36 protein-coding genes are annotated in these 22,965 nt (G+C 66.5%); 16 read left to right on the top strand and 20 right to left on the bottom strand.

Annotated elements, in window-relative coordinates; translation table 11 throughout:
• The 18 genes from P2T65_RS20560 to P2T65_RS20475 all read right to left on the bottom strand — a co-directional run.
• Nucleotides 1-1,844 (bottom strand): DNA cytosine methyltransferase (locus P2T65_RS20560; RefSeq protein ID WP_276200622.1); only part of this gene is annotated, 1,844 nt, incomplete at its 3' end.
• The gene (locus P2T65_RS20555; protein ID WP_276200621.1) at nt 1,844-2,044 is read right to left on the bottom strand and encodes a hypothetical protein; all 201 of its coding nucleotides are present in this window, start codon (nt 2,042-2,044) and stop codon (nt 1,844-1,846) included. The genes P2T65_RS20555 and P2T65_RS20560, both read right to left, overlap by 1 nt.
• Nucleotides 2,041-2,607 carry a J domain-containing protein gene (locus P2T65_RS20550; protein WP_276200620.1) on the bottom strand — a complete coding sequence of 189 codons (567 nt, stop codon included), beginning with the start codon at nt 2,605-2,607 and terminating at the stop codon, nt 2,041-2,043. Before P2T65_RS20550 ends, P2T65_RS20555 begins: the two co-directional genes overlap by 4 nt.
• Nucleotides 2,604-2,831 (bottom strand): hypothetical protein, encoded by a 228-nt coding sequence (locus P2T65_RS20545; protein WP_276200619.1) that lies wholly within the window; start codon nt 2,829-2,831, stop codon nt 2,604-2,606. Before P2T65_RS20545 ends, P2T65_RS20550 begins: the two co-directional genes overlap by 4 nt.
• 7 nt (nt 2,832-2,838) lie before the next feature.
• Entirely contained in the window at nt 2,839-3,081 is a 243-nt protein-coding gene (locus tag P2T65_RS20540; RefSeq protein WP_276200618.1) for a hypothetical protein, read from the bottom strand.
• Nucleotides 3,082-3,104: 23 nt separating this feature from the next.
• On the bottom strand, nt 3,105-3,857 hold the full coding sequence (locus P2T65_RS20535; protein WP_276200617.1) for an exonuclease domain-containing protein: 753 nt from the start codon (nt 3,855-3,857) through the stop codon (nt 3,105-3,107).
• Between the two features lie 10 nt (nt 3,858-3,867).
• A complete protein-coding gene (locus P2T65_RS20530) occupies nt 3,868-4,422 on the bottom strand; it encodes an NUMOD4 motif-containing HNH endonuclease (RefSeq protein ID WP_276200616.1) in 555 nt (184 codons plus the stop codon).
• A gap of 3 nt (nt 4,423-4,425) precedes the next feature.
• Nucleotides 4,426-5,919 carry a hypothetical protein gene (locus P2T65_RS20525; protein ID WP_276200615.1) on the bottom strand — a complete coding sequence of 498 codons (1,494 nt, stop codon included), beginning with the start codon at nt 5,917-5,919 and terminating at the stop codon, nt 4,426-4,428.
• Nucleotides 5,920-5,960: 41 nt separating this feature from the next.
• Nucleotides 5,961-6,731, bottom strand: coding sequence for a hypothetical protein (locus P2T65_RS20520; protein ID WP_276200614.1), 771 nt, complete (start codon nt 6,729-6,731; stop codon nt 5,961-5,963).
• Between the two features lie 14 nt (nt 6,732-6,745).
• Complete coding sequence (locus tag P2T65_RS20515; RefSeq protein ID WP_276200613.1) at nt 6,746-7,735, bottom strand: YqaJ viral recombinase family protein; 990 nt, start codon at nt 7,733-7,735, stop codon at nt 6,746-6,748.
• Nucleotides 7,732-7,974: a hypothetical protein gene (locus tag P2T65_RS20510; RefSeq protein WP_276200612.1), complete on the bottom strand. Its 243-nt coding sequence runs from the start codon at nt 7,972-7,974 to the stop codon at nt 7,732-7,734. Before P2T65_RS20510 ends, P2T65_RS20515 begins: the two co-directional genes overlap by 4 nt.
• The gene (locus tag P2T65_RS20505; RefSeq protein WP_276200611.1) at nt 7,971-8,216 is read right to left on the bottom strand and encodes a hypothetical protein; all 246 of its coding nucleotides are present in this window, start codon (nt 8,214-8,216) and stop codon (nt 7,971-7,973) included. Before P2T65_RS20505 ends, P2T65_RS20510 begins: the two co-directional genes overlap by 4 nt.
• Nucleotides 8,213-8,509 (bottom strand): hypothetical protein, encoded by a 297-nt coding sequence (locus tag P2T65_RS20500; RefSeq protein ID WP_276200610.1) that lies wholly within the window; start codon nt 8,507-8,509, stop codon nt 8,213-8,215. The genes P2T65_RS20505 and P2T65_RS20500 overlap by 4 nt, the downstream gene beginning before the upstream one ends.
• Nucleotides 8,506-8,844, bottom strand: coding sequence for a hypothetical protein (locus tag P2T65_RS20495; RefSeq protein ID WP_276200609.1), 339 nt, complete (start codon nt 8,842-8,844; stop codon nt 8,506-8,508). Before P2T65_RS20495 ends, P2T65_RS20500 begins: the two co-directional genes overlap by 4 nt.
• On the bottom strand, nt 8,841-9,110 hold the full coding sequence (locus P2T65_RS20490) for a hypothetical protein (RefSeq protein ID WP_276200608.1): 270 nt from the start codon (nt 9,108-9,110) through the stop codon (nt 8,841-8,843). Before P2T65_RS20490 ends, P2T65_RS20495 begins: the two co-directional genes overlap by 4 nt.
• Entirely contained in the window at nt 9,110-9,439 is a 330-nt protein-coding gene (locus P2T65_RS20485) for a hypothetical protein (protein WP_276200607.1), read from the bottom strand. The genes P2T65_RS20490 and P2T65_RS20485 overlap by 1 nt, the downstream gene beginning before the upstream one ends.
• Before the next feature lies 1 nt (nt 9,440).
• On the bottom strand, nt 9,441-9,683 hold the full coding sequence (locus P2T65_RS20480) for a hypothetical protein (protein ID WP_276200606.1): 243 nt from the start codon (nt 9,681-9,683) through the stop codon (nt 9,441-9,443).
• 5 nt (nt 9,684-9,688) lie between these two features.
• Nucleotides 9,689-10,036, bottom strand: a complete 348-nt coding sequence (locus P2T65_RS20475) for a hypothetical protein (RefSeq protein WP_276200605.1) — start codon at nt 10,034-10,036, stop codon at nt 9,689-9,691.
• A gap of 323 nt (nt 10,037-10,359) precedes the next feature.
• Here P2T65_RS20475 and P2T65_RS20470 point away from each other — a divergent pair, with 323 nt between their 5' ends.
• A complete protein-coding gene (locus P2T65_RS20470) occupies nt 10,360-10,893 on the top strand; it encodes a hypothetical protein (protein WP_276200604.1) in 534 nt (177 codons plus the stop codon).
• A 15-nt stretch (nt 10,894-10,908) separates the two neighbouring features.
• On the opposite strand, the gene P2T65_RS20465 is transcribed toward P2T65_RS20470, so the two are convergent.
• The gene (locus P2T65_RS20465) at nt 10,909-11,724 is read right to left on the bottom strand and encodes a S24 family peptidase (RefSeq protein WP_276200603.1); all 816 of its coding nucleotides are present in this window, start codon (nt 11,722-11,724) and stop codon (nt 10,909-10,911) included.
• On the opposite strand from P2T65_RS20465, the gene P2T65_RS20460 reads away from it, so the two are divergent.
• Entirely contained in the window at nt 11,711-11,992 is a 282-nt protein-coding gene (locus tag P2T65_RS20460; protein WP_276200602.1) for a hypothetical protein, read from the top strand. The genes P2T65_RS20465 and P2T65_RS20460 overlap by 14 nt on opposite strands.
• 17 nt (nt 11,993-12,009) lie before the next feature.
• Here P2T65_RS20460 and P2T65_RS20455 read toward each other — a convergent pair whose 3' ends face one another.
• Nucleotides 12,010-12,291, bottom strand: coding sequence for a hypothetical protein (locus P2T65_RS20455; protein ID WP_276200601.1), 282 nt, complete (start codon nt 12,289-12,291; stop codon nt 12,010-12,012).
• A gap of 325 nt (nt 12,292-12,616) precedes the next feature.
• On the opposite strand from P2T65_RS20455, the gene P2T65_RS20450 reads away from it, so the two are divergent.
• From P2T65_RS20450 to P2T65_RS20385, 14 genes are all read left to right on the top strand, one after another.
• Complete coding sequence (locus P2T65_RS20450; protein ID WP_276200600.1) at nt 12,617-12,895, top strand: hypothetical protein; 279 nt, start codon at nt 12,617-12,619, stop codon at nt 12,893-12,895.
• A gap of 9 nt (nt 12,896-12,904) precedes the next feature.
• Nucleotides 12,905-13,048: a hypothetical protein gene (locus tag P2T65_RS20445; protein ID WP_183316710.1), complete on the top strand. Its 144-nt coding sequence runs from the start codon at nt 12,905-12,907 to the stop codon at nt 13,046-13,048.
• A gap of 17 nt (nt 13,049-13,065) precedes the next feature.
• Nucleotides 13,066-13,305, top strand: a complete 240-nt coding sequence (locus tag P2T65_RS20440) for a hypothetical protein (RefSeq protein ID WP_276200599.1) — start codon at nt 13,066-13,068, stop codon at nt 13,303-13,305.
• A complete protein-coding gene (locus P2T65_RS20435; protein ID WP_276200598.1) occupies nt 13,295-13,495 on the top strand; it encodes a hypothetical protein in 201 nt (66 codons plus the stop codon). The genes P2T65_RS20440 and P2T65_RS20435 overlap by 11 nt, the downstream gene beginning before the upstream one ends.
• Nucleotides 13,495-13,737, top strand: a complete 243-nt coding sequence (locus tag P2T65_RS20430; RefSeq protein ID WP_183316713.1) for a hypothetical protein — start codon at nt 13,495-13,497, stop codon at nt 13,735-13,737. The genes P2T65_RS20435 and P2T65_RS20430 overlap by 1 nt, the downstream gene beginning before the upstream one ends.
• Nucleotides 13,730-14,452 (top strand): GcrA family cell cycle regulator, encoded by a 723-nt coding sequence (locus P2T65_RS20425; protein WP_276200597.1) that lies wholly within the window; start codon nt 13,730-13,732, stop codon nt 14,450-14,452. The genes P2T65_RS20430 and P2T65_RS20425 overlap by 8 nt, the downstream gene beginning before the upstream one ends.
• A complete protein-coding gene (locus P2T65_RS20420) occupies nt 14,449-17,109 on the top strand; it encodes a DNA methyltransferase (protein WP_276200596.1) in 2,661 nt (886 codons plus the stop codon). The genes P2T65_RS20425 and P2T65_RS20420 overlap by 4 nt, the downstream gene beginning before the upstream one ends.
• Nucleotides 17,110-17,123: 14 nt before the next feature.
• Nucleotides 17,124-17,624: a hypothetical protein gene (locus P2T65_RS20415; protein WP_276200595.1), complete on the top strand. Its 501-nt coding sequence runs from the start codon at nt 17,124-17,126 to the stop codon at nt 17,622-17,624.
• 676 nt (nt 17,625-18,300) lie between these two features.
• Entirely contained in the window at nt 18,301-18,825 is a 525-nt protein-coding gene (locus tag P2T65_RS20410) for a hypothetical protein (RefSeq protein ID WP_276200594.1), read from the top strand.
• The gene (locus P2T65_RS20405) at nt 18,822-19,055 is read left to right on the top strand and encodes a hypothetical protein (RefSeq protein ID WP_276200593.1); all 234 of its coding nucleotides are present in this window, start codon (nt 18,822-18,824) and stop codon (nt 19,053-19,055) included. The genes P2T65_RS20410 and P2T65_RS20405 overlap by 4 nt, the downstream gene beginning before the upstream one ends.
• Nucleotides 19,052-19,423: a hypothetical protein gene (locus P2T65_RS20400; protein ID WP_276200592.1), complete on the top strand. Its 372-nt coding sequence runs from the start codon at nt 19,052-19,054 to the stop codon at nt 19,421-19,423. Before P2T65_RS20405 ends, P2T65_RS20400 begins: the two co-directional genes overlap by 4 nt.
• Nucleotides 19,420-19,773, top strand: coding sequence for a hypothetical protein (locus tag P2T65_RS20395; protein ID WP_276200591.1), 354 nt, complete (start codon nt 19,420-19,422; stop codon nt 19,771-19,773). The genes P2T65_RS20400 and P2T65_RS20395 overlap by 4 nt, the downstream gene beginning before the upstream one ends.
• The gene (locus tag P2T65_RS20390; protein WP_276200590.1) at nt 19,770-20,114 is read left to right on the top strand and encodes a hypothetical protein; all 345 of its coding nucleotides are present in this window, start codon (nt 19,770-19,772) and stop codon (nt 20,112-20,114) included. Before P2T65_RS20395 ends, P2T65_RS20390 begins: the two co-directional genes overlap by 4 nt.
• A gap of 533 nt (nt 20,115-20,647) precedes the next feature.
• Complete coding sequence (locus P2T65_RS20385) at nt 20,648-22,903, top strand: AAA family ATPase (RefSeq protein WP_276200589.1); 2,256 nt, start codon at nt 20,648-20,650, stop codon at nt 22,901-22,903.
• The last annotated feature ends 62 nt before the right edge of the window (nt 22,904-22,965 follow it).

Genomic DNA, 22,965 nt, shown 5'->3' with positions numbered 1-22,965 from the left:
ACTTCGGCGATTGCCTGCGCGGCATCGGGCGGCACGGCATTGCCGATGTGCTCGCGCCACGCGCTATCTGAGGTGCCGGAGAGGCACCAGGTGCCGACCTCCTCGGGATCTACGAGGCTCTGCAGCGCGGCGAGCTCGAGCGTTGTGAAGGGCCGGTGCCACGTGCCGTCGAGCGCCCGGATGACGGCGACGAGGCGATCGTCGGGCGCCGGTAACGCGGCCGCGTCTCCGAGCGCCTGCGGCTCGCGCGGATCGGCGACAGCCCAAGCGCCCCGGTCGTACTTGGCATAGGCCGGCACCGCGCCGGTCGGTTCCGTCCAGCGCCGCACGCCGTAGTGCCCTTGCGTCCGGTACGTCTCCCGGTCGGCCGGCAGGCAGTCGGGACGCGGGTCCGCAACCGCGAAGGCGCCCTGTCCCGTCGTGCTGGCGCCGATGACGGTGCCCGCTGCCTCGCCGAACGCGGTGACGCGATACTTGCCCTTGCCGCCGAACCCGGCATCCGCGCGAGGGTCGGCGACCGCGAGGCCGCCGGCCGGACCGCCCGGGCCGGCTATGGCCGGCGACGTGCCGCCCCATGGCACGATGCGGAAGACGTTGTTGAAGCGAGGGGGGCCGGGAATGCGGGGATCGGCCACAGAATTGGGGCCGCCGCCCACGAACATCTTGCCGGTCACGACGCCGGCGGGCTCGGCCCACTGCCGAACGCCCATCTGCACCGATTTCGCGTGCCCATCGATCCTGGGGTCAGCGACGGACAGAGCCCCGGACGCGACTTGCTGCGCGCCGGTGACGCAGAACGAGGAGCCATTCCAGTCCGTGACGCGGAGCTTCGCGCTGGAGGCGCCATCGTGCCAGTTGCCATAGCGCGGGTCGGCGACACTGTACGAGCCGTTCGTCGGGCTCGACCGCCCGGCGACCGTGCCGCTCGGCTCCTCCCATTTTCGCACGCCGAGGACGCTCGCCTGCCAGTCGCCTTCGGGCGCGATCCCGTAGTCTGCGAGCGCGCCGTTCTCGACCCGAAGGCGGTTGAGGCTGCGCCAGTCGCTGCCCGCCTCGACGAAGGCGAGACGCACCCACGTCTTCCACTGCAGCGACGGCATGCGATGCATCGGGCCGGCGGCGGGATCGCCCGGCAGCGGCAGCTTCTCGAGCACCTCGCCGACGCCGCGGAGCCGGCGCTTGGGCGGCTCGTAGAGGAACGGGGGCACCTTCTCGCGGTGGCGCGCCACCATCAGGAAGCGCTTGCGCGACTGCCCGAGGCCGCCGAGCTCGCCGCAGTCGTGCGTCGTCTCGGCCCATGCGTAGCCATAGGCGTCGTAGATCGCCTGGATCTGGTCGAGCAGCCATCGGCCCCGCGTCGCGATGCGCGGGACGTTCTCGAAGAGAAGGAATTCCGGCGGATCGTCCTTGTAGGCTTCCAGCAAGAGCCACACGCCGCGGAGCGTAAGGCCGTTGAGCGCCTGGTATTTCGGGCTGAGCGACACCTTCTCGGCGAGCAACCCCGAGAACCCCTTGCACGGCATGCTCATGAAGACGATGTGCGGCCGCTCGTAGCCGAAGGCGCGGTGGATGTCCGCCGGCGTCGCTTCGCGCCAGCCCGGCGGCGGCTCCTTGCCGTGGAACGCGCGATACTGGTCGAGCGAGAAAAGGTCGAGCAGCGTCCCTTTGCACCCAGCCATGTGCTCGAAATCGGCGAGCGCCGACGGCACGACGTCGATGCCGCCGATGTTGCGGAACTTCGCCCGCATGCTGCCGACGCGGGCGCTGCCCTTGCGGAAGCCCTTGGCGCCGCCGCCGATGCTGCAGCACATATGGGCGACGCGATATTCGCGCTCGATGTCCATCAAAGACCTCCGAGGAGACGGGTGAGCGCGGCGAGCGCGAAGGCGAGCAAGAAGGAGATGACGGCCGCGATTGCGAACCGCTCCTCCTGGTAGCTGTCGGCCGATGCGGCGGCGAACTTCCGCATGGACACGATGAAGGCGAACACGAAGAAGAGCGCTCCGCCGTAGCCGAGGAGCGAGATGAGGATGGTGCCGATCATGTCCGCTCCTTCAGCGCAGCATCGCGCGCGGCATTGATCTCGGCGGCGGCCGCTTCCGAGCCGCCGCTGTCCGGGTGGTGCTGGCGGATGAGGAGGCGATGGGCGGCCTCGATCTCGTCCCTGCCGGCCGTGCGCGAGATGCCAAGCACCTCGGACCAGTGGCGGTCGGCCGGAGCGGGGAGGGCGGCGAACCCCTTCATCGACGCCATGACGAGGGCGAGGGTGCCGTGCCGGAGCTCGACGCGGCGCGCCTCGAGCACGTGGTGGATCGCCTGCAGATTCGCGGCAGGCGTCGCATATCGGTCGACCGGGATGCAGACCTGCATGCCCTGCCAGCGGAACCAGACCGCGACACCCGGATCGTCCGGCTTCTCGCATCCGAGCGAGACGTTCGACGACAGCACGACGTCGGTGACAGGCTTGCCGCTGTCGCGCCCGAAGAGGTTGAGGCTCGTGCGCACATTGTTCAGCGCGCCAGCCAGCGACGTCCGGAACTGGCCCGTCTCGCGGCTCTTCGACCGCGGAAAGCCATCCGGCCAGGAGAGCGGGAAGGCCGTCGTCATTGCGAGGCCTCTTCCTGCAGGACATGGCGAATGTCGTTCGCGAGACCTTCCAGCGTGTCGGCGATGCTGCGCTTTACCGCCGCCTCGGCCGTGGCGATCGCGACGTCGCCCCCGGTCTTGGTCGGGACGGTCGTGGACATTCTCTCAGCGCCGGCCCGGTGAGCCTGGGCTGCCGCGTCGAGCCGATCGGCGACAATGTTCCAGATGGCGATGTCGGTTTTCATGACACCCTCAGAACGGGATGGAATACCAGTCGGTGTCGGCCTCGACGGACCGTGCCGGGGGCCCGGCATGGCGCCAGCCGCGCTGTCCGGCGGCCGGCACGATCCAGATGCCGGGTTGGAGCCGGCGGCGGGTGACGTCGTCACCGGTGCGGCTGGCGGCATAGCGCTCGCTCGTGATGAGCCCGCGCAACTCGCCCTCGGCGAGGACCTCGGCGAGAGGTCCCGTCGCGACGACGTTGCTCCCGCTCATGAGGTGCCAGCCGCCCGGGATCATCACGCGACTTCCCCGGCCGCGGCCTCGGCGCGCCGCTGGTCGAGCCAGTAGCGGCACGTGTGATGCACGTCCTCGTCGAAGTCGCGCTCGAGCACCCACCAGAGAAAACCGCTGTCGATGTCGCGCCACGGCGTGCCGCGATACCGGCCGATGTGGCACGTCACCAGGAGCGCGGGCTCGCTCGACCACTGCACGAGCTCGTCGATCGTGGCGATCTGCAGCATGTCGCGCAGCAGGTGCGCCGTGACATAGGCGTCAGGGCCGGCGCGGTGCGCGAAGTCGGCGACATGCCGGTCGAGCCCCTCCGGATTGCGCCAGTAGCGCAGCGCCTGGTTGCTGTGCCCCGGCGCGTCGGGCCAGAGCCTCAACGCGCACTTGTAGGTGCAGATGATCGGCCGGCCGGCGAGCACCTCGTCCGTGAACCACTGGCGCTCGAATTTCGCGTTGTGCGCCGCGAACATGGTCGCGTCGGCAGGAGCGGCGACCATCTCAAGGGCCTCGGGCCAAGAGGGGGCGCAGGCGACGTCCTCGTCGACGATGTGATGGATGGCCGAGGCCTTCGCCGGGATCGCATGCCCGGGATGCACATACATCTGCACCATCGGGCAGATGGCCCAGTCCCGCGGCGCACCGGCGAGGTCGGCCGACCCCGCCACAAGGTCGACCCATCCCAGGTCGCAGACGCCACTGCCGACACCGTCTTCGGGCGGCGTGAAGCCAGTGGTTTCGAGATCAATAGTTCTTATGCGCATCGTGTTGCCTCTAAGAGATGTGCCGCCATGCGCGACCGTCGCGGACTTGGCGTATCGTCGTTTCATTCACTCCGTACTGCCTCGCCATCCGCGAAATGCTTCCGCGACCGGCTTGGCATTCGCGTCTAATTTTCGGAATGTCGGCTGCCTTCAACTTCGCGAAGTAATGCTGCTCACCGATAGGCTTCTTCCTGTTGCGAACCGCGTCGTTGAGGTTGTCTGATCTCGTTCCCCAGCGGAGATTGCCAAGGCGGTTGTTCGACGGGTCGTCGTCGTGGTGGCAGCATTCGAGGCCTTCAGGGCACGGACCGACGAAGGCTTCGAGAACAAGCACGTGAACTTGCTTCGTCTGCCCTCGGCCAAGAACAACCGATAGGTGACCGGAAGCCGTACGACCTGCGCGAAGAAGGCGACCTCGATGAAACCTACGGATGACGAGGGTTCTGCCGGAATACTGATCCTGTCGGAGATACTCCTCGATGCGATCTAAGCTCCGGACGCGCCCTAAGTCGGAAACGTCGTAGCGGCCCTCGTAGCCGATGACCGGTTTCCAGACCTCGATCATGGCTCACTCGCCTCCCTTGCTGTCGGCGTAGGCCGCGAGCTCGTTCAACTCGTCGGCGATGGGCGCGAGGAGCTTCTCGTGCTCGGCCGAGAGGGCGCCGCGCCACAGCTTGAGGCGCTTGCTGCCCAGCTTCGCCTTGGCCCGCGCTGTCTCCCGCAACTGGCGAACCTCTTCCGTCTCCTCCTCGGCCGGCGCGGCGGCAGACTTGATGCGCGCCTCGTGCGCCTCGAAGGCGTTCTGCACGCGGGTGCGCTCGTCGAGGCTCATCTCGTCGAGGGCGTCGGTGACGATGTCGGTGGCTTTGTCGAGGTCCTCGACCGTCGCCGCCGCGGCGCAGGCCGCTTCGTACTTCTCGATAAGCTCGTCGTAGGAGGTGGACGCCGAGCCGGCCGATGGCTCCGGCCCGGCGTCCTGCTGCTGTTCGACAGGCGCAGCGTCCTTGGGCTCTTTCGAGCCCGCCTTCGGCCCAGTGGCCGAGGCCTCTGCAGGCGCGGTCTGCGCCTGGCTGTTCCGGGACTTCTTCGCGGTCGACGCCGGGGCGCCCTCCTGGGGCTGGGGGGCTGATTTGGCAAGCGCCCCGGCGTCCTTCCGGGCCGCTTCGGTCGGCCCGGGTTCCTCGGCCTCGTCGGCCTTGTTCTGCTGCGTGTCGCCCTCGGCGACCTGGTCGAGCTTGCTCTTGAGGTCCTTGGGGCGATCGGTCGCCGATCCGGCGGCGGCAATGCGCGGGAACATTTCCTCGACGGTGGCCTCGCCGGTTTTCAGCGACGAGTGCATCCCCGTAAGCGTCGCCATGTGGTCGAGCGTGATGTCGTCGACGCCTTGGACGTCGAGGGCGGTGAAGATCTGCTCCGGCGTCACGCCGAATGCGGCGAAGGCCTTCATCGCGCGGTCGCGGCGCTCGACGAGCGTCTTCACGTCGCCGGCGAGCACGCTCTCGACGGCGGTATAAGCCTTGCGCCACACGGCTTTCGGAACGGCGCCGAGGATCGCATTGCGTTTGGCGATGGCGCAGGCGGCATTGCCGGTGACGACGATCATGTCGTCGTTGAACACGCGCCCGTTCTTGTCGCTGATACGGCGCCGGACGCGCGCCGTCGTCGCGGTGTTCGTCTCCAGGTCGTGGAATACGCCTTCGGCCTCGATGTACTTCTCGAAGCGGTCGACATGCACGACGCGGGCGCCGACGCGGCAGTTGCCCCACTGGCCGGCGATGATCTCGGCGAGGCGCACGGACGGCCCCTTGATCGGCTTCCCGCCGCGCGGCAGCGCATAGATGCACTCCTCCGCCGTCTCCTCGTCGAGCGTGGCGAGGGTAAGGATGTTCTGCACGGCGCGCTGGATGCTGCGGGGCATCGCCCGCGCCGTCGCGATCTGCGTGTCGACCTCGGCACGGGAGAGGGCAACGGCGAGGCTCTGCATGCCGCCGCCCTCATAGCCGACGGGCAGCTGGTGGCTGATCTCTTCGTCCTGCACGACGGCGGGAGCATTAGCGTTCATGGATAGTGGTCTCCTGTCGGGATTGCGGGGGCGAGGAGGGATCAGCGGAACGAGGCCTTCACGTCCTCGAAGATCTTCGCGCCGGCCAGCTTGCGGCCGCCCATGCGCACGAAGGTGTTGAGCGCCATCTGCACGTGGTCGCGCTTGAGGTACGGGCGGAGCGCGTTGAGATCGATCTCGTCCATGGAGACGATCTCGCCCTTCCATTCGGTGCGGGCGCTGGCGACGGTCCCGGTATCGCTGCGCACGCGCGTCAGGTCCGCCGCCTTCGCGGCCGCGGCGACTTCAGCCTGGGCCGCGCGTTCGGCGAGATCCTCGGCCTTGTCCTCGTGCTTGGCGGATGCCGTCGGCCGGTTCCGCTCGGCCTCACGCTCGGCGATCTGGCGCTGGCGCTCGGCCTCCTCCGCCAGCTTGCGCGCCTCTTCCTCGGCCTTGCGGCGAGCCTCGGCGGCCTTCTCGCGCTGGTAGACCGTGGCCCGGTCGCCGAGCTTCTTGGCGATGTTGTCGAGGCGTTCGATGAACACCTTGAAGAAGGCATCGACGTCCCGACCGCCCTGCAGGAACGGTTCCTTTTCCGCGACGCGCGCCCGGTCGACGCGCTTCGTCAGTTCCCGCGCGTCCTTGATGATCTCGCCTACGGCGACGAGGTCATCGTCCGACTTGACCTCCTTGGGCGCGCCGTTCGCGCGACTGGCGATCTTCTCGATCTCGTGCCGCAGCCGGGCATGGTCCTCGGCCAGTCGCTCACGCAGGTCGGGCGGGTTGTTGCCTCCGATGCTGAGGCGGGGATCGATGGCTTCTGCAACGGTCATTTCGGCGGCTCCTTTCAGGCGATTGCCTTGACGTTGAGCCGGCGATAGGTCGTCGGCTTTACGGCGTATCCGGCGCGGTGGATGGTCGGCCATTCGACCTTCCAGCCGGGCACGTAGGCGCGCTCGTACTCGCCGAGCTTCGCCTTGATCTCGTTCTCGATTTCGCCGATGCGGCTCTCGCGCTGCTTGATCTCGGCCTTGAGCTGCGAGCGCTCCTGCAGGATGACCGGCATCATGTTGTCGCGGGATAGGTCCTTCTCGAGGCCGTTGTCCTCGCGATATAGCGAGGCGATCAGCGCACCGTCGCGGCCGTAGTCGGGATCGGGCGCGTCCCGCTCCGCGACGCGGCGCCAGAAGTCCGCCACCGCGTCGCCGACACGCTTGACGATGCCGGCGTGCAGCGGCACCTCTACGGGGTAGATGTCGATGCCGTAGCTGACGACGAGCGGCGCGACGCATGCCCAGCTCGCACCGGCAAGTTCGGCCTCGACAATGGCCTGCACCGCGATCCAGAGCGGCGGCTCGATCTCATCGGTGTCGGGCTCGCGCCATTTCTGGCGGAAGATGCCTGGCTCGACGGACTTGAATTGCACGATGCCGAAGCCCGGCCGCTCCGGATCGACGGCGAAGGCATCCGGTGTCGCGCCAATCCGGCGCGCCGGGTCCCGCAGGTAGACGCCTCCCGGGACCGGGTTCGCCATGATCTGCCAGGTCGGGCGCTCCTCGCCGAGGAGCTTGACACCGACCGGTTCAAGAAGACGGCCGCGGCGCATCGCCGGCGTCTCTTCCGGATCGGCCTGCACCAGGCCGGCCTTGAGCGCCCACAGGCCATAGGCCGTCTGATATTCGTGAACCCCGAGCAGGGCGCCGATCGTCGAGGCGGTCACGTCCTGGCGACGATTGCCGAGCCAGCTGTCGTGCGACGCGATCTTGAGCACTTCGGTGCCCCGCTTCTTCGTCGCGAGGTTGAGCAGAGCGGCGGCCGAAAGGCGTTCGGGCTTCATGCGGAGATCCTTTCGGCATCGACGCGCAGCCGCTGCAGCGAGCGGGCCTCGCTGATGGCCTCGTCGATGTTCTGGTCGATGAGCTCGGGCCCGTAGCCGCGGCCCATGAGGGCGCGCAGCACGTCGCCTTCGTCGTCGAGGTCGGCATCGTCAGCGATCAGGTTCGCCGCCATCGCCGCGATGTTGAGACGGCGGACGTCGAGCGGGCGCTCGCGGCGAGGTCGATGGTGCAGCTTCATGGCGTCACCTCCGCCGGCACGAGCTGGTATCGAAACAAGACCCCCGGTCCCGCTGCGACGTCGAGCGATCCCCTTGAGAGGAGGGCGTCCAACTCGTCCAGCCTGATGGCGTCGGTGTCCTCGACTTCGACGAGGAATTCGGGAAGGGGCACGAAGCACTCGTCGGGAGATGGATCGTCGTGTCCGCAGCTGCTCGAAACGAGCACGCGGTACGCTCTGGCCTTGTCGGCGCGATACTTCATCGTGCGTTCCTCCGCTCGGCTTGATCGGGGTGATGAGGGACGTCGCCGTGCGGCTCCGCGTGCGGGTCGGCCACGCCGCGGTGCATCTCGCGCAGGGCGGCGCGGACGCTGTAGGCGATGAGGATGAGGGACGGCAGGATGAAGAGCGTCCCGACCGCGAACGCAGCGTAGTCGTGCCATGCCCAGCGCGGCCAAGGCTCGGCGGCATGGGCCGGCGTGATGATCCAGAAGGCGAAGAATAGTCCGAAGATCACGGCCCAGCCGGCGGCGGCTTCGATGTGGTCGCGGGTCATGACGGTTGTGCTCCATGCGAAGCGAGCGTCAGGGACACGGACACCGGCAGCCGGGAGCGCAGGCCGAGCTCGGCCGCTACGGCCAGCGCGTCACGCGGGTCCTCGATGTCGGTGATTGCCTCTGCCTCCCCGTCGGCACTGCGGCCGTAGACGGCGAAGAACGCGGCGTTCCCGGCGGGCTCTCCGCCGACCACCATCGTGCCGGCCGGATCGTCAGGGCCGTTGAGATCGCGGCAGCCGGCGAGCTCCAGCGAGGTGAAGCGCGACCAGTCCGGCTCGGCGTAGTCCGTGCAGCAGTTGAAGAGCCGGGCGTCGGCCATTGGGCAGGGGGTCATGACCGGCCCTCCCGTTGGCGCGCGGCGCGAAGGGCCTTCATGCGTTCGCGGCGTTCGACCAGGTTGCGGTCGAGGCGGCCTTGCCGCTCGACTTCTGCCGCAAGCCACGCCTCGCCGGCGGCAAGCGCTGCTTCCTTGGTGCGGGCCGGGAAGACGATGGGCAGGCGTGCCGGCCCCTTCTTCCGCATCTCGTAAGGGAACGCGACCCAGCGCTCATGCTCTGGCGCGTCGTCCGAGGCGAAGGCGAAGAATGAGATCCTCTCCATCACCGTGCCCCCATTTCGGATGCGGAAAGGGCAAGGCTGGCTTCAACCCCGACGATGGCATCGCGCAGCCTTTGGCCGGGGTTTTCGTCGCTATCCAGAAGATGCGGAACGATCGATGCCCCGTGCTCGTCCAACAGGGTCATGACCTCCTTGGCAGCCTTGGCTGCCCTCTCCATCGTGTCGAAGGCATTGATGGCGCGGAGGGCGAACTCGGCATCGTCCTTGTCAAGGCCGTAGGATCCCTGATTGGTGAACTGGTACTGCTGGCAGGACGGGTGCCCGCAGGGACACTTCAGCAGCTTCCACGGCCGCGCGGTGATCGTGCTCATGTCAGGCGACCTCCAACTTGGCGTAGGCCTGCATGGCCGCTGCCGTGAGGTTTCGTTCGACGAAAGCCTTGGTGGCCTCGAAGGTCGGGAATTCGCGGACGCCGAGATGGATCGGGCTGCAATCGCTCGACCACGCGTAGGACCAGCGGTCGGCATCGAGGCGTTGGATGGAGAAGCGGGTGCCGTCGATGTCGGTGGCGTGCCACAGACCCGAGACGAAGTGGGCGGTCCAATCGAGGGGCATGGCCGTCACTCCGCCGCCTGCAGGAACGCCGGGGCGACCGTGTCGAGCGCCGCCAGTTCGGCCTCGATGCGCGCCGTCTCGCGCTTCCATGCGTTGAATTCGCCGATGCAGTTCGCGGCATAGCGCGCGTGCTGCAGCTCATCGCGACGACGCTCGACCGCCGACATGCGGGAGCGCGCATCATCGATTTCCCACTGGCTGCGCTGGGTCGAAGCCTGCTTCCAGACCTTGCACAGGAATGCGCCGAGCGGCGCCGGCTTGCCCCACTTGTTACGCAGGGCCCACGCTTCGCGCATGATCGCGGGCCGGTCGTAGCGGCCGTCGGCAGTGATGAAGGGATAGGAGAGGGCCATCGGTGCCTCCAACATCGAACGTGTTGACGCTACCGGCTTACATGTAGCGTGTCAACACAGATTATGTTGATTGCGGACCTGCGGGGTCAGGGGCCGGCAATTTCTTGGGTAGGGACAGCTTTCAGATCGACAGGGACAATCCGGGTCCGACCTCGCGCGGCCACCTGGAGCGACGCTCCCGGTCTACTCTCTCATCCAGAGGAGCAAACGCTGAAGGAGGGGCGCCTTAGCGCCCCTTCTGACGTTTCTCCCCTTGAACAGGAACCTATAGAGGTTGTTCTAATACCTCGCGCGCGAGCGCGCGTGAAAGGCGGGAGGATCGGATGGTGAGAGGGATGGGGGTGCGGTCAGTTGCCTTGGCGCTTGCCATGGCGATTGGGGCCAGCGCGACGGGAGCTCACGCAGGTGAGCCGGCGCTGCCGGTTAAGGTCGATGAGATTCATAAGGAATTCAACAAGATCGCCCGGTCGATGGGGTTCGATTTGCGGGCATCGCGGAAGAAATGCGGCGCCGGCGTCCAGAAGGTTTGCCAATACGAGATCGCCAAAAATGCTGCGTTGATCGCGATTGCAAAACCGGACAACCCGAATGCAGAAGAAGTGACAGCTATCAATTCCTTTGAGTACAAGGATTATGAAGGAGCAACGAATTCGATAATTGTGTATTCCATCCTGCTTCGGCTGCTGTCTCCTGGGGAGAAGAAGGAGGAGTACGGGGACGCAGTCCTCTCTCTTCTGCAGCGCTTCAAGGAAAGCGAAAAAGGACAAATCGAATTTGGCTCTGTTTCGTACAAGCTAGCAAAGATGGAAGGCATGGGCATATGGTTCATCGCTTCGCCGATTGCGAAGGTTGATTAACAACGCCCCAAGTAATTATCGGGATGAGGCTTTCGCCGTATCAGCGCCGGCGAACGGCAACTGATCGGTGCCGGCCGTCGCCTCGGCCCTCATCCGCTCGCGCCGTGTACGGGCGGCGCGCGCCCGCTGGTCGATTCTGCGAATGGTGCCGCGTTTTACGGTTACCCAGATCTCACCGATCCATGCGAGCCGGGCCCCGATAATCGGTCGGGCGTTGAAGCTTTCCAGCGTGAACGTGTGCGGCTCCGGTCCTGGCGCCAGGCGCTTGAGGAACCGGCGTCCATCGTGGGTACGCACCGCGGCCTCTTCGCCGATGTAAGTGTCTGGGGCATAGCGCTGGTCGCGGTACACGACGACGACGTCGCCATCGCTGTAGGCCGGCAGCATCGAATCGCCGCGCACCTCGAGGCCAATCATGTCATCCGGAACAGGGAAGGGGAGTTCCACGGTGTCTAGCCCCTCGGGGGGCACCTGTTCGAATTCGGGCTGGATCTCCGCACCGGCGCCGATGTAGCCCATGATGGGCACGGTATGGCCGGAGGTCAGCCCCTCACCTTCGCCTGTCAGTAACCAGGCTGCCGACGTCTTGAACGCTTCCGCGTATTTCCGGGCGGCCTTTTCGTCGAACCGGTTCTGGCCGTTCTCGTGCGCGGCATAGGTCGACGGCGACCAGCCGAATCGCTTCGCCGCCCCCATCGCAGAACTGAAACCGGCTTCGATCCGCGCCCGCCGGAGGCGATCACCCATCTCCATGGCAAAACCATGCCATGACGTGTTGACATAAATCATGTTGACTTCATCAACACGTTGCGTGTAGATGTTTCTCGCCATGCAAACCATCGCTGACATCTTTGACGCTTTCGGAGGGTCGAGTGCCGTCGCCAGGGTTCTTGGCGTAGGGGCATCCACCGCGTCCGAAATGAAGCGGCGCGGAAACATCCCGCCGAAATACTGGATGGGCATCGTCGAGGGCGCCAAGCGATTGGACCTTCCAGGCGTCACCTATGAGGCGCTTGCGAAGATCCATGCCGGCGCGGTCGGTGGCGCACCAGGGTCCGTGTCGGATCAGGATCCGCAAGCAAGCGAGGCCGTTCAATGACGGCCTTTGCCTCCCGCTCAACTGTGACGAGGCCGCTGCTCGCGGTGCCCCAGGCTGTACTGGGCGCTTCGCATGAGGTTCGGCAGGCCCGACCGCGGCATGATCACATGGGCGACAACGCGTCGTTCTTGTTTCGCGTGTCCGTCGTCCAGGCCTGGGCGGATGTCCGCCCAGAACGTCATCCGGATCCAGTCCTCCCAGTCGTGAAAATCGACGCCGTTGGCGAACGTGTCCGGCGTGTGAACGGGCTCGATCAGGGCGATGTGCTGCGGCTCGTCGTGTCGGCGTCTCGTCGGCATCGCGTCCTCTTTTCCGGTTCCTCCCTGGGCACCCCGTCGGGGCGCCTACCTCGCCGGCGCGCAAGCGCCGGCCCTTCTCTTCCTCTGGAGGCTTTCTGAGATGTCCGCCTCCAGCTCTGTTTCCCTGTCGGCTTTCGCCATTTCCGGACCGGGTGTTCCCAGCACCTCGGTTCGGTCGTCTCCGGCCGCTCCGCGTTCCCAGCGCGCCTCGGCCTCTCCGATGTCCAGAGCATCGGAGAAAGCCGCGATGATATCTGCACGGAACCAGGGGCAATCCTGCCCCGGTGTGGGCCAGAACTGGTCCGGATCGATCGATGCCGATGGGATGGCGCGTTTCCTGCGCTCCATCTACCCGCAGAAGACGGCCATGCACGTCGCTGCGGACACCGGCCTCCCCGTCGAAAGCATCAAGAACTGGCTCAACGGCGTCAGCGCGCCGGGGTTCCGAGCGACGGTGACGCTCGCGCTGACCTATGGGCCCGAGTTCCTGGCATCGATGGTGAAGGAAAAGCCGCGGTGGCTCGATCGGGCCGCGCGAGAGCACCGTCAGCAAGAACTTGAGCGAAAGCTGGAGAGTATCAAAGCCGAGCTCGCCTCTCTCTAAGGAACCAGTATGAGCGGCATCGGTCGTTATTTCTGGCTTGCGCTGGCGATCATCCTGCAACGCCTCGCGGAGTTCTTCGCCGATTTTGCAGGGGTACTTCTGAAGTGGTCTCGAAGGTGTGAGGAGCGCGCCCGATCCACGGGTCGCGATTGAGCAGCCCGGAGGCGCTTATGCAGAACACGCTCACCGCGTCCACCTCCGAAGAGATGGTCAAGACCATCCTGCAGCTCGAAAGCGATAGGGGCCCGGCAGTGGCCCGCGAGTTCGCCGAGGGATGCCTCTACGGGGCGCTCGGATACCTGGTGGTCCGGCTCGGCTCCCGCTCCGCCTACGACATCATCCAGGCCGCGGCCGATGCCGTGGTCTCCCGGCACATCGAAGAACATGGAGAGCATCAGCATGAGCGCTGATCCGATTGAGGCGAGCCGCAACGTGGCAGCGGACGAGAAGCGCCGCATGCAGACCGTGCGTGCCGCCGTCACGAATATCATCCTGCTCGCCAAGCGGCAGTTCGACGAGGCTCAGCATTTCTCGGCCGACGACAAGGACGCCGAGGACGAGATCGTCGCCATCCTGACGCGGCGCCGCGAGGTCCGCTGATGTCGCGCGCGCCGACCTTTGCCGAGATCGCGGTCGAACTGCAGCTCGCGGCGACGCGGGAAGCGTTCGGGCTGGAGAAGCTCGAGCATCTGTCGGCGAGCAGCGGCGAGAGGGCCCTTGCGGTGGCCGTCGTCGAGGTCCGCCGGTCGGCAGAAGTGATCGCCGCCGCCGCCGGGATCTTCAAGTCCCTGATCGGCCACGAGGCCGAGGTCCGCAAGCTTCTGGGGCAGACCGATGGCTAGGTTCGATTGGACCGAGGAGCGGCTCGCAGACCTGCGCCGCCTTTTTCACCGAGGCCTCGGCGCGACGGAGATCGCGGTCGAGATAGGCGCCCCCACGCGCAACGTGGTCGCAGGCAAGCTGCATCATCTCGGATTGCGGCGGCGCGACTTCCCGGCCCTCGACGAGAGGCCGTCGCAGAAGCGACGCCGCGCGCCGCGAGCCGCCAAGGCGGCGAAGAATTCCAGGATCCCTTCCGGGGGAGACATCACCGCGGCCCGGGTCGACCGGGCGGCCGGTGCAGGTCCGGAAAAAGGGCGATCTGCGTGCGGGACCTCCGGAAGGGGAGGGCGTGAGCCTTCAGCAATGGGCTGCCCGCAAGATCGCCAGGTCGGCACGACGGGGGCGGCGGCTCCGGCCGCCGTCCCCGCGAAAGAACAGAAGCAGCGGCTCCATCCCGGCAACATCGCGCGCAAGGCCGAAGCCAAGCGGATCGAGCACGTCAATCCGGAGGCGCGCCGCGGACGCGAGGCCCTCGCGCTGATGGAAGCCGAGGCAATCGCACCCGGCGGCGTCAGCCTTGTCGATCTTCGTGGAAACCACTGCCGCTGGCTCTGCGCACCGTCTCCAGGCGGCATGCCGACCTACTGCGGCTGCCAGACGAAATTCGGCTCGTCCTACTGCCCGGAGCATCACGCCCGGGTGTGGATGGCCCCGCCACAGCGGGACAAGAAATGAGCGATCCCTATCGTCAGTTCCTCGAGGGGAAGATCAAGGTCGCGCCGGTGCGCGGCTTCGAGGTCGATCCGGCCGAGGTCAACCCAGACCTGAAGGACTTCGTGCGCGCCATCGTGCCGGTGCTCGCCCATGGTGGCCGTCGCGCGCTCTTCTCGCGCTTCGGCATGCACAAGACGAGCGCCCAGATCGAGCTCGCGCGTCTCGCCATGAAGAACACCGGCGTCGTACCGCTCATCGGCGTGCCGCTCGGCGTGCGCCACGAGTTCTTCGAGGAGGCGGAGACGCGCTTTCGCGGCGACTGCGCCGTGAAGATGCGCTTCATCCGATCCATGGACGAGGTCGACGAGCATTCGATCAACCTCACGAACTACGAGACCCTGCGCGAGGGCAAGATCGATCCATCCGCCTTCGGCTTCGTTTCGCTCGACGAGGCCGCGGTACTGCGCGGATTCGGCAGCACGAAGACCTTCCGCCAGTTGATGGCGCAATTCGCCGGCGATGATCGCAAGGCGGGCGTGCGGACGGAGGGCGTGAAGTATCGCTTCGTGGCCACGGCGACGCCGGACCCGAACGAGTATATCGAGTTGCTCGCCTATGCCGCCTTTCTCGACATCATGGACGTCGGGCAGGCCAAGACACGTTTCTTCAGGCGCGACAGCGAGAAGGCCGATCGGCTCACCCTCCATCCGCACAAGGAACGCGAGTTCTGGCTGTGGGTCGCGTCCTGGGCACTCTTCCTGCAGCGGCCGTCCGATATCGGCTTTTCCGACGACGGCTATGAGCTGCCGCATCTCGACATCCGCTGGCACGAGGTCGCGAGCGACCACGCCGCGGCTGGGGAGGAGCGGGACGGGCAAATGCGCCTGTTGCGCGATGCTGCCCGTGGCGTGCAGGACGCGGCGCGCGAGAAGCGGGATAGCCTGCCCGCGCGAATGGTGAAGCTGGCGGAGATCCGAGCCGAGGACCCGCAAGCCCATCGGATCATCTGGCACGATCTCGAGGACGAGCGGCGGTCGATCGAGCGCGCCATCCCGACCGTCAGGTCGATCTACGGCTCGCAGCCGACCGAGGTGAACGAGCAGACCGCGCTCGACTTCAAGCACGGCCGCTTTGCGGAACTCGCCACCAAGCCGTCGATGTCGGGCGCGGGCTGCAATTTCCAGTTCCATTGCCACTGGGCCGTGTTCCTCGGCATCGGGCCGAAGTTCCACGACTTCATTCAGGCGATCCACCGCCTCGTGCGGTACGGCCAGCCCAGCCCGGTTGTTCGGCTCGACCTCATCTACACGGAAGCCGAGCGCGAGCAGCGCCGGAACCTCGAGGCGAAATGGCGCCGGCACGAAGAGCAGGCTGAGCGGATGAGCGCCATCATCCGCGAATACGGCCTCGGCCGGGCCGCGCTGACGGAGGTGTTGAGCCGCTCGATCGGCGTCGAGCGTGACGTGGTCGAGGGCGACGGATACCGCCTGGTTCACAACGATTGCGTCGAAGAGACCCGGCGCATGGAGGCCGACAGCGTCGACCTCATCGTCACGTCGATTCCCTTCTCCACCCAGTATGAATACACGCCGAGCTACAACGACTTCGGCCACACCGACAGCGACGAGCACTTCTTCGAGCAGATGGATTTCCTGACGCCGGAGCTGCTGCGCGTCCTGAAACCTGGGCGCAACGCGGTCATCCACGTCAAGGACCGGATCGTGCCGGGCGGCATCAACGGGTTCGGCTTCCAGACCGTGTCGCCGTTCAGCGACCTGACGGTGGCGCACTTTCGGCGGCACGGCTTCGCCTTCCTCGCGCGCAAGACCATCGCGACCGACGTCGTGCGCGAGAACAGCCAGACCTATCGCCTCGGTTGGTCCGAGCAATGCAAGGACGGCACGCGGATGGGCGCCGGCATGCCGGAATACCTCCTCATCTTCCGCAAGCCGCCGACCGATCGCGGCAACGGCTATGCCGACGAACCGGTCGTGAAGGACAAGCCTCTCGTCTATGTCGCCGGGTCCGATGGGCCGACGGAGCCCTTTCAGCGGGACAAGCGCCCGGTGCCGGGCACCGGATACTCTCGCGGCCGGTGGCAATTGGACGCCCACGGCTACATGCCGTCGGACGGCAACCGCTTCCTGCTGCCGGCCGAGCTGCAGGATCTCGTCCGCATCGGGCGCGCCAATCCCGACGACAAGAAGCCGATCTTCCGCGGCTGGAAGCGGTATTGCGAAGAGCACGCCTACGACTTCGGAACGCACGTCGCGTTCGCCGAGGAGCTCGACCGCTACAACCTCCTGCCGCCGGATTTCATGCTGATCCCGCCGCATTCGCGGCACCCGGACGTGTGGACCGACGTGACGCGGATGCGCACGCTCAACACGATCCAGGCCGCAGCCGGCCGCGAAAAGCACCTGTGCCCGTTGCAGTTCGACATCGTCGACCGCGTCATCGTGCAGATGTCGATGCAGGGCGAGACCGTCCTCGATCCCTTCGGCGGCCTCATGACCGTCCCTTATTGCGCGATCCGGCTCGGTCGCCGGGCCATCGGCATCGAACTCGATCGGAAGTACTTCCGCGACGGCGTCTCGCATGTCGAGGCCGCCGCCGAGCGGATGGCGGTGCCGACCCTGTTCGATCTCCTGGAAATCACCGCCGAGCAAGCCGCCTGAAAGGAGAGCGAGCAATGCCTGAAGCTGCGAAGTCCAACGGGTTCGATGCGGAGAAGCTCAAGCGCTGGATCGGCGAGATCGACCGGCACAAGGCCGACATGCTGTCGAAGCAGGGCGAGTACATGAAGTACTGCCGCGACAAGCGCGAGATGATCAACAAGGTGTTCGAGCTTGCCGGCAACGACGGCGTGCCGAAGCGCGCCCTCAAGGCTCACCTGAAGATGCGCGATCTGCAGGCGAAGGCCGAGGCCGTGCTCGAGGGCCTCGAGGAAGAGGACCAGGAGAGCGTCGAGTTGATCCGGGAGGCCCTCGGCGGCCTGTCGGACCTGCCGCTCGGCCAGGCCGCAGTGCAGAAGGCCGAGGAGACCCAGACGCAGAAGAACGTGAAGGCCCTCAAGAAGGGCATCAAGGGCATCGTCGGCATGCCCGGGGCCGACGACGAGGGCGAGGCTGGAGACGTTCGACCTCGGTTCCTACGAGGCAAGGACGAGCAACCTCAGCCGCCGGCAGCGTGAGGGCGAATGCTGTGATCGCCCTTCGCATTCATCCGAAGCCGTCGGCCAGAAAGTTCGCTGACCTGGACGGCCGCAGGTTCGGCCGCCTGACCGTCATCGGTTTTGCGGGGAAGGAGCGCTATGTGCCGAAATGGTGGTGCCGATGTGACTGCGGCAACACTGCGAAGCCCGCAGCCTACAGCCTTCTGAAAGGCGAGACGCAAAGCTGCGGGTGCCTTCAGCGGGAGAGATCTGCCGCCGCTGCGACGAGGCATGGCCTCCGAAGTCACCCACTCTACAAGACGTGGAAGGATATGCGGGCCAGGTGCCTTTCTCCATCAAACGCGTCGTTCCCAAGCTATGGCGGCCGTGGGATCAGCGTCTGCGACCGCTGGCGCTTCGGTGAAGGTGGGAAGGGCGGATTCGAGTGCTTCGTCGAAGACATGGGGCCACGTCCCCCAGGCCATACACTCGACCGTTACCCCGATAATGACGGCAACTACGAGCCTGGCAATTGTCGCTGGGCATCCGCACGAGAGCAGGCCCGCAATCGCCGCACATCGAGGGCGGTCATCATAAATGGGTCTCGCATGACTTTGGCGGAGGCCTGTGAGCGGCTCGGGAGGAATTACGAGGCGGTCCACCGCCGGATCGTCCGCCACGGATGGGAGGCTGAGAGAGCGCTGGGGGTCCCCCGATGCTGATCTGGACGCTCGACCTCGGCGGTCGCACCGGCTGGGCAATGGGCCCGGCCGGGAAGCGGCCGACCAGCGGATCGTGGGAGCTGAAGCGGGGCGACGATACGCGCGAGGAAGCGTGGGCACGCCTCGGGCGCCATCTGCGCGATCACCTCTCGGTCGAGCGTCCCGATCTCATCGTCATCGAGGCCGCGCTCGAGCCAGGCGGCCAGAAGTCCGGGCATGCCGCCGCGAACACCTTCGGCTACCTCGGCGCGGTCTATGCCGTCGCCGGCTGCTACCGGGTCCGCGTCGCCGCGGCGCATGCCCAGTCAATCTCGAAGCACTTTATAGGTCGGGGCCGCGTCGGCGACCGCAGGCTCAAGAAGCAGCTCTTCATCGATCGCTGTCATCTGCTCGGGCTGCTCGACCGGGACTGCCGCGACGACAACCGGGCCGATGCTGTCGCGCTGCACGACTATGCCTCGGCGCGCTGGGGCCGCGCCGCTCCCAAGGAACTGGTGTTGTTCGGAGGCTCGCCATGACGGAACAGCCGCGAAAACCCACGCTCGCCGAGATGCAGGCGCTGACAGCTCGGATCGTCGACCGCTGCACGGATCGGCACGGTCGCCTCTGCGGCACCTTCGTGCGCCTTGAGCCCGAGGACGTGCGGCTCCTTCTTGCGGTCGACGCGACCCTCGCCCGGCTGCTGTGCGTCCAGGATGAGGCCCGAAAGCTCCTCGCCAAGGTCACTGTCGGGGGGAGGGCGGCATGAATGCGATGATGGACACACCGCGCCATCAGCCGAAACCGCGACGGCGGATGATCGACCACAACACTGTCCTTGATCTCTGGGCCCAGGGGTTACCGGGGCACGAGATAGCGCGGCTCGTCGGGGCTAACCGCACGAATACGGTGTTGATGGCTGTCAGGAAGGCGCGCCTCAAGGGCGATCCGCGTGCGGCGTCTCGCCTGCCCCGTAAGAAGTGGACCGTCAACATCGACGAAAACCTTGGCGAACTTCTCGTGCCACACGCGAAGGCGCGGAAGCTTTCCATGGAGGCGCTCTGCTATCGGCTCCTGGCCCATGTTGTTGAAGGCAATCTCGTCAATGCGGTGCTCGATGACGGGGTGTCGACGTGAACGGGCGCCTGCCTTGCTGCGTCCCGTTCTGCCGACGCACGACGAAGGCCGGCCGCTTCTCGGAATGGATATGCGGGAAGCACTGGCCGCTCGTTCCGCCCGAACTGAGGCGTCTCAAACGCGGCACCGAGCGTGCCTATGCGGCCGCGAACCTCCAATGCGAGGCGATTGATCTCGAAGCTTACGAATGCGCGAAGGCGAACGGCGGCGGCGTCCACATCAACATCATTGAACGCTTCGGCAAGGCGGCTCATCGGCGGGATCGGAAGAGACGGCAGGCGGCGCGTGTATGGGAGCGCTGCAAGCGCGCCGCGGTCGCGCGTACAGCAGGCATCGGGGGCACGATATGAGCGGACCTGTTCCCAGCAAGAAGCTCCGCCTGGCCCGCACGGCGTTCTTGGCCGGCCGAGGCCTGCGCGCCGCCGATATCGCGGCCGATCCCCTCGTCGCTTCCACGCCCGAGGCGGTGCGCCAGTTCCTGCGGCGCGCCGGCATCTCGGTCCAGTCTCCCGACGGCGGCACAACGATCTGCATCACGGCCATCACGCCGGCGACCGTTCGTGCGCTCGACGTGGCGGCCAAGGCCCGCGGCATAACCCGGTGCGCGCTGGTCTACCGGCTCCTCGAGACGATCGGGCATGACAGCCACGCCGTCGACCTGATCGCCAACATTCTTGACGATAATCGGTAGGAGGGTCGCATGGCGGGCACCCTTGGGGGTAGAGCCAAAGACATATCGGGCCGTCGATTTGGCCGTCTGCTTGTGATCAGCGCCGATCCCGAACGGAGAGGTGGTCACATCGCGTGGCGATGCCAGTGCGACTGTGGAGCGGAAGTAACGATTGTCGGCTGGTCGCTTCGTCGGGGCGTTTCCCAAAGCTGTGGCTGCCTGCGCCAAGAGAAGGCCAGGGTCACCCCAAGAACGCACGGATTGAAGCAATCTCCGGAATACAGCGTTTGGCTGGCGATGCGGCAGCGTTGCGGGAACCCGAAACACGTCTCCTATAAGCACTACGGCGAGCGAGGGATAAAGGTCTGCCCCGAGTGGCACGATTTCGGCGTCTTCTATCGAGACATGGGGCCACGCCCCTCGCCGCGGCACTCGATCGATCGCATCAACGTTGATGGCGATTACCGACCGGGGAACTGCCGTTGGGCAACCCCAAGCGAGCAACGCCGCAACCAGCGTGCACACAACCCGGCAGAGGCGGCGTCGTAGCGGTCATGGCTCGTCCCAGCGACATCGATTTCAGCAAATGGATGGAACCGGCGGCCCGCCTCCTGCGCGGCGAGCCGAACCGCGTGCTGTCGAAGAACAAGACGCTGCGCTGGGGCCGGGGCGGTTCGTTCTCGGTCGATATCGAAAAGGGCACCTGGTTCGACCATGAGGAGGGAATCGGCGGAGGCGTGCTCGCCTTCCTGAAACGCGAGAAGGGCGTTGAGGGACGGGAGGCGATCGAGTGGATGAACCGCGAGCTCGGCGCCGGCATCTATGTCGAGGAGCAGGATCGTCGCGCCAGGGGCGGTGGTGCTGCCCACCATATTCATGACCATGATGATGACGAGAAGCGCGTGCCGCCATGGGATGAGCGCGACGCACCGCCGCCTCCTGCCGGTAAACCGTTCCTCTCGACGAAGCCCGAGATCACCGCGTTCTACGATTACACCGATCTTGCCGGCGATCTGCTCTATCAGGTCTGCCGCAAGGAATGGATCGACGAGAACGGCCGCCGCAAGAAGACCTTCGTGCAACGCCGGCCGGACGGAAAGGGCGGCTGGATCTGGAACCTGGGCGAGGTGCAGCACACGCTCTACCGCCTCCCCGAGATCCGTGAGGCTGTCGCCGCCGGCGAGACGATATGGCTTCCAGAGGGAGAGAAGGACGTCGAGACCCTGCAGCGGCTCGGGCTCGTCGCCACGACGAACAGCGGGGGCGCCAAGAACTGGAACCCCGAGCTCCACGCCGAATTCCTGCGCGGCGCCGACATCGTCATCCCGATCGACAACGACAAGGCCGGCCGGGAGCGCGCCGACAATATCGCGCGCAGCCTCACCGGCATCGCGAAGCGGGTAAGGGTCTGCGACCTCGCGCCGATCTGGCCCGACATGCCGGCGAAGGCCGACGTCACGGACTGGATCGCCGAGGGCAACGGCACGCTGGAGCGCCTCGAGGCCTATGTCGACCAGCTCCCAGCCTGGGAGCCGCCGCCGTTCAACAGCCGGTTCGGCGCCATCACGTGGGGCGACATCTTCAAGCCCGGGCCGGCCTATGAGTGGCTGGTCAAGGGCATCGTGCCGATGCGCGAGGCGGTCCTGGTCTACGGGGCCCCCCAGACCGGCAAGAGCTTCTGGACACAGGACCTCGCCGCCCACGTCGCCCGCGGCGTCGACTTCTTCGGCCACCGCGTCCGCCGCGCCGGCGTGGTCTACTGCGCCTTCGAGGGCGGCAAGGGCTTCCGCAAACGCCAGCAGGCCTATGCGCTGCACCACAAGCTGCGGCCCGAGGACAGCATCGACATGGTGGTGCTGACCCGCCGCGCCGACCTCTTCTCCGGCGACGAGGACGTCGAGGCGCTTATCGCCGAAATCCTGCACTGGGGGTCCGTCTTTTCGGAGCCGCTTGGCCTCATCGTGCTCGACACCTGGTCGGCCGCGACGCCGGGGGCGAACGAGAACGCCAGCGAGGACGTGTCCCGCGTCCGGGCCCGCGTGATGCGGATCGTCGAGGCCTGCCAGTGCTCCGTCCTCGTGGTGCATCACAAGCCCGCCGGCGGCGGCCGGCCCCGCGGACATGGATCGCTCACCGGCGATTTCGAGACGACGATCGACGTCGACTGGGCCACCCGTGAGGAGGGAAAGCACGCGATCCAGCTCAAGGACGCCGACGGCCGGCCGTTGCGCAAGGCGGTGCTGACGAAGCAGCGCGAGGGCGAGACAGGGCCCGTTTGCACCTTCGTGCTGCGCCAGGTCGAGACCGGCCGGGACGCCGACGGCGACCCCGTGACGTCCTGTGTCGTGACCGCGCCGGCCGGTGCCGTCGAGGACACGAGCGCCCGCATCACCGATACCAAGGGGCCACGCATCTCCGAGGATGGCCGCTGGCACCTCAAGCCGAACCTCGAGACGGCATTCCGTGGCCTCGCCGAGGCGCTCAAGCGCAAGGGCCGTGCGGCGCCGCAGGAAATCCGGGCGCCGGCGAATGTCGAGTGCGTCACCCTGAGCGAGTGGCGCGACGAATACGAGCGGCTCGCCCAGGGCGAGGACGAGGATCCCGCGGCGCTGAAGGAGCGGGTGAAGAAGGCCCGCGACCGTGCGGCCGAGAAGCTCCTCCTCGCCGGCTTCATCGGCAAGGACGGCGAATGGATCTGGCGGACGGACAAGCGCGTGTTCGGCATCGACCCGCCCGAATACCGCAAGCGCTCCGAGCCGCTGGCCGATGCCATTGCGGAGGCGATCGATGATCTCCTTCCGTTCTCCTGACCAGGAGCATGATCGCCGAGACGGCGCGCGCCGCGCCTTGTCCCTGTCCGCGCCGCTTCTGT

Source organism: Chelatococcus sp. XZ-Ab1 (genome assembly GCF_029309855.1).
Lineage (GTDB): Bacteria > Pseudomonadota > Alphaproteobacteria > Rhizobiales > Beijerinckiaceae > Chelatococcus_A > Chelatococcus_A sambhunathii.
The sequence above is the reverse complement of the archived record's forward strand: the minus strand, read 5'-3'. Positions and strand labels throughout refer to the sequence as shown.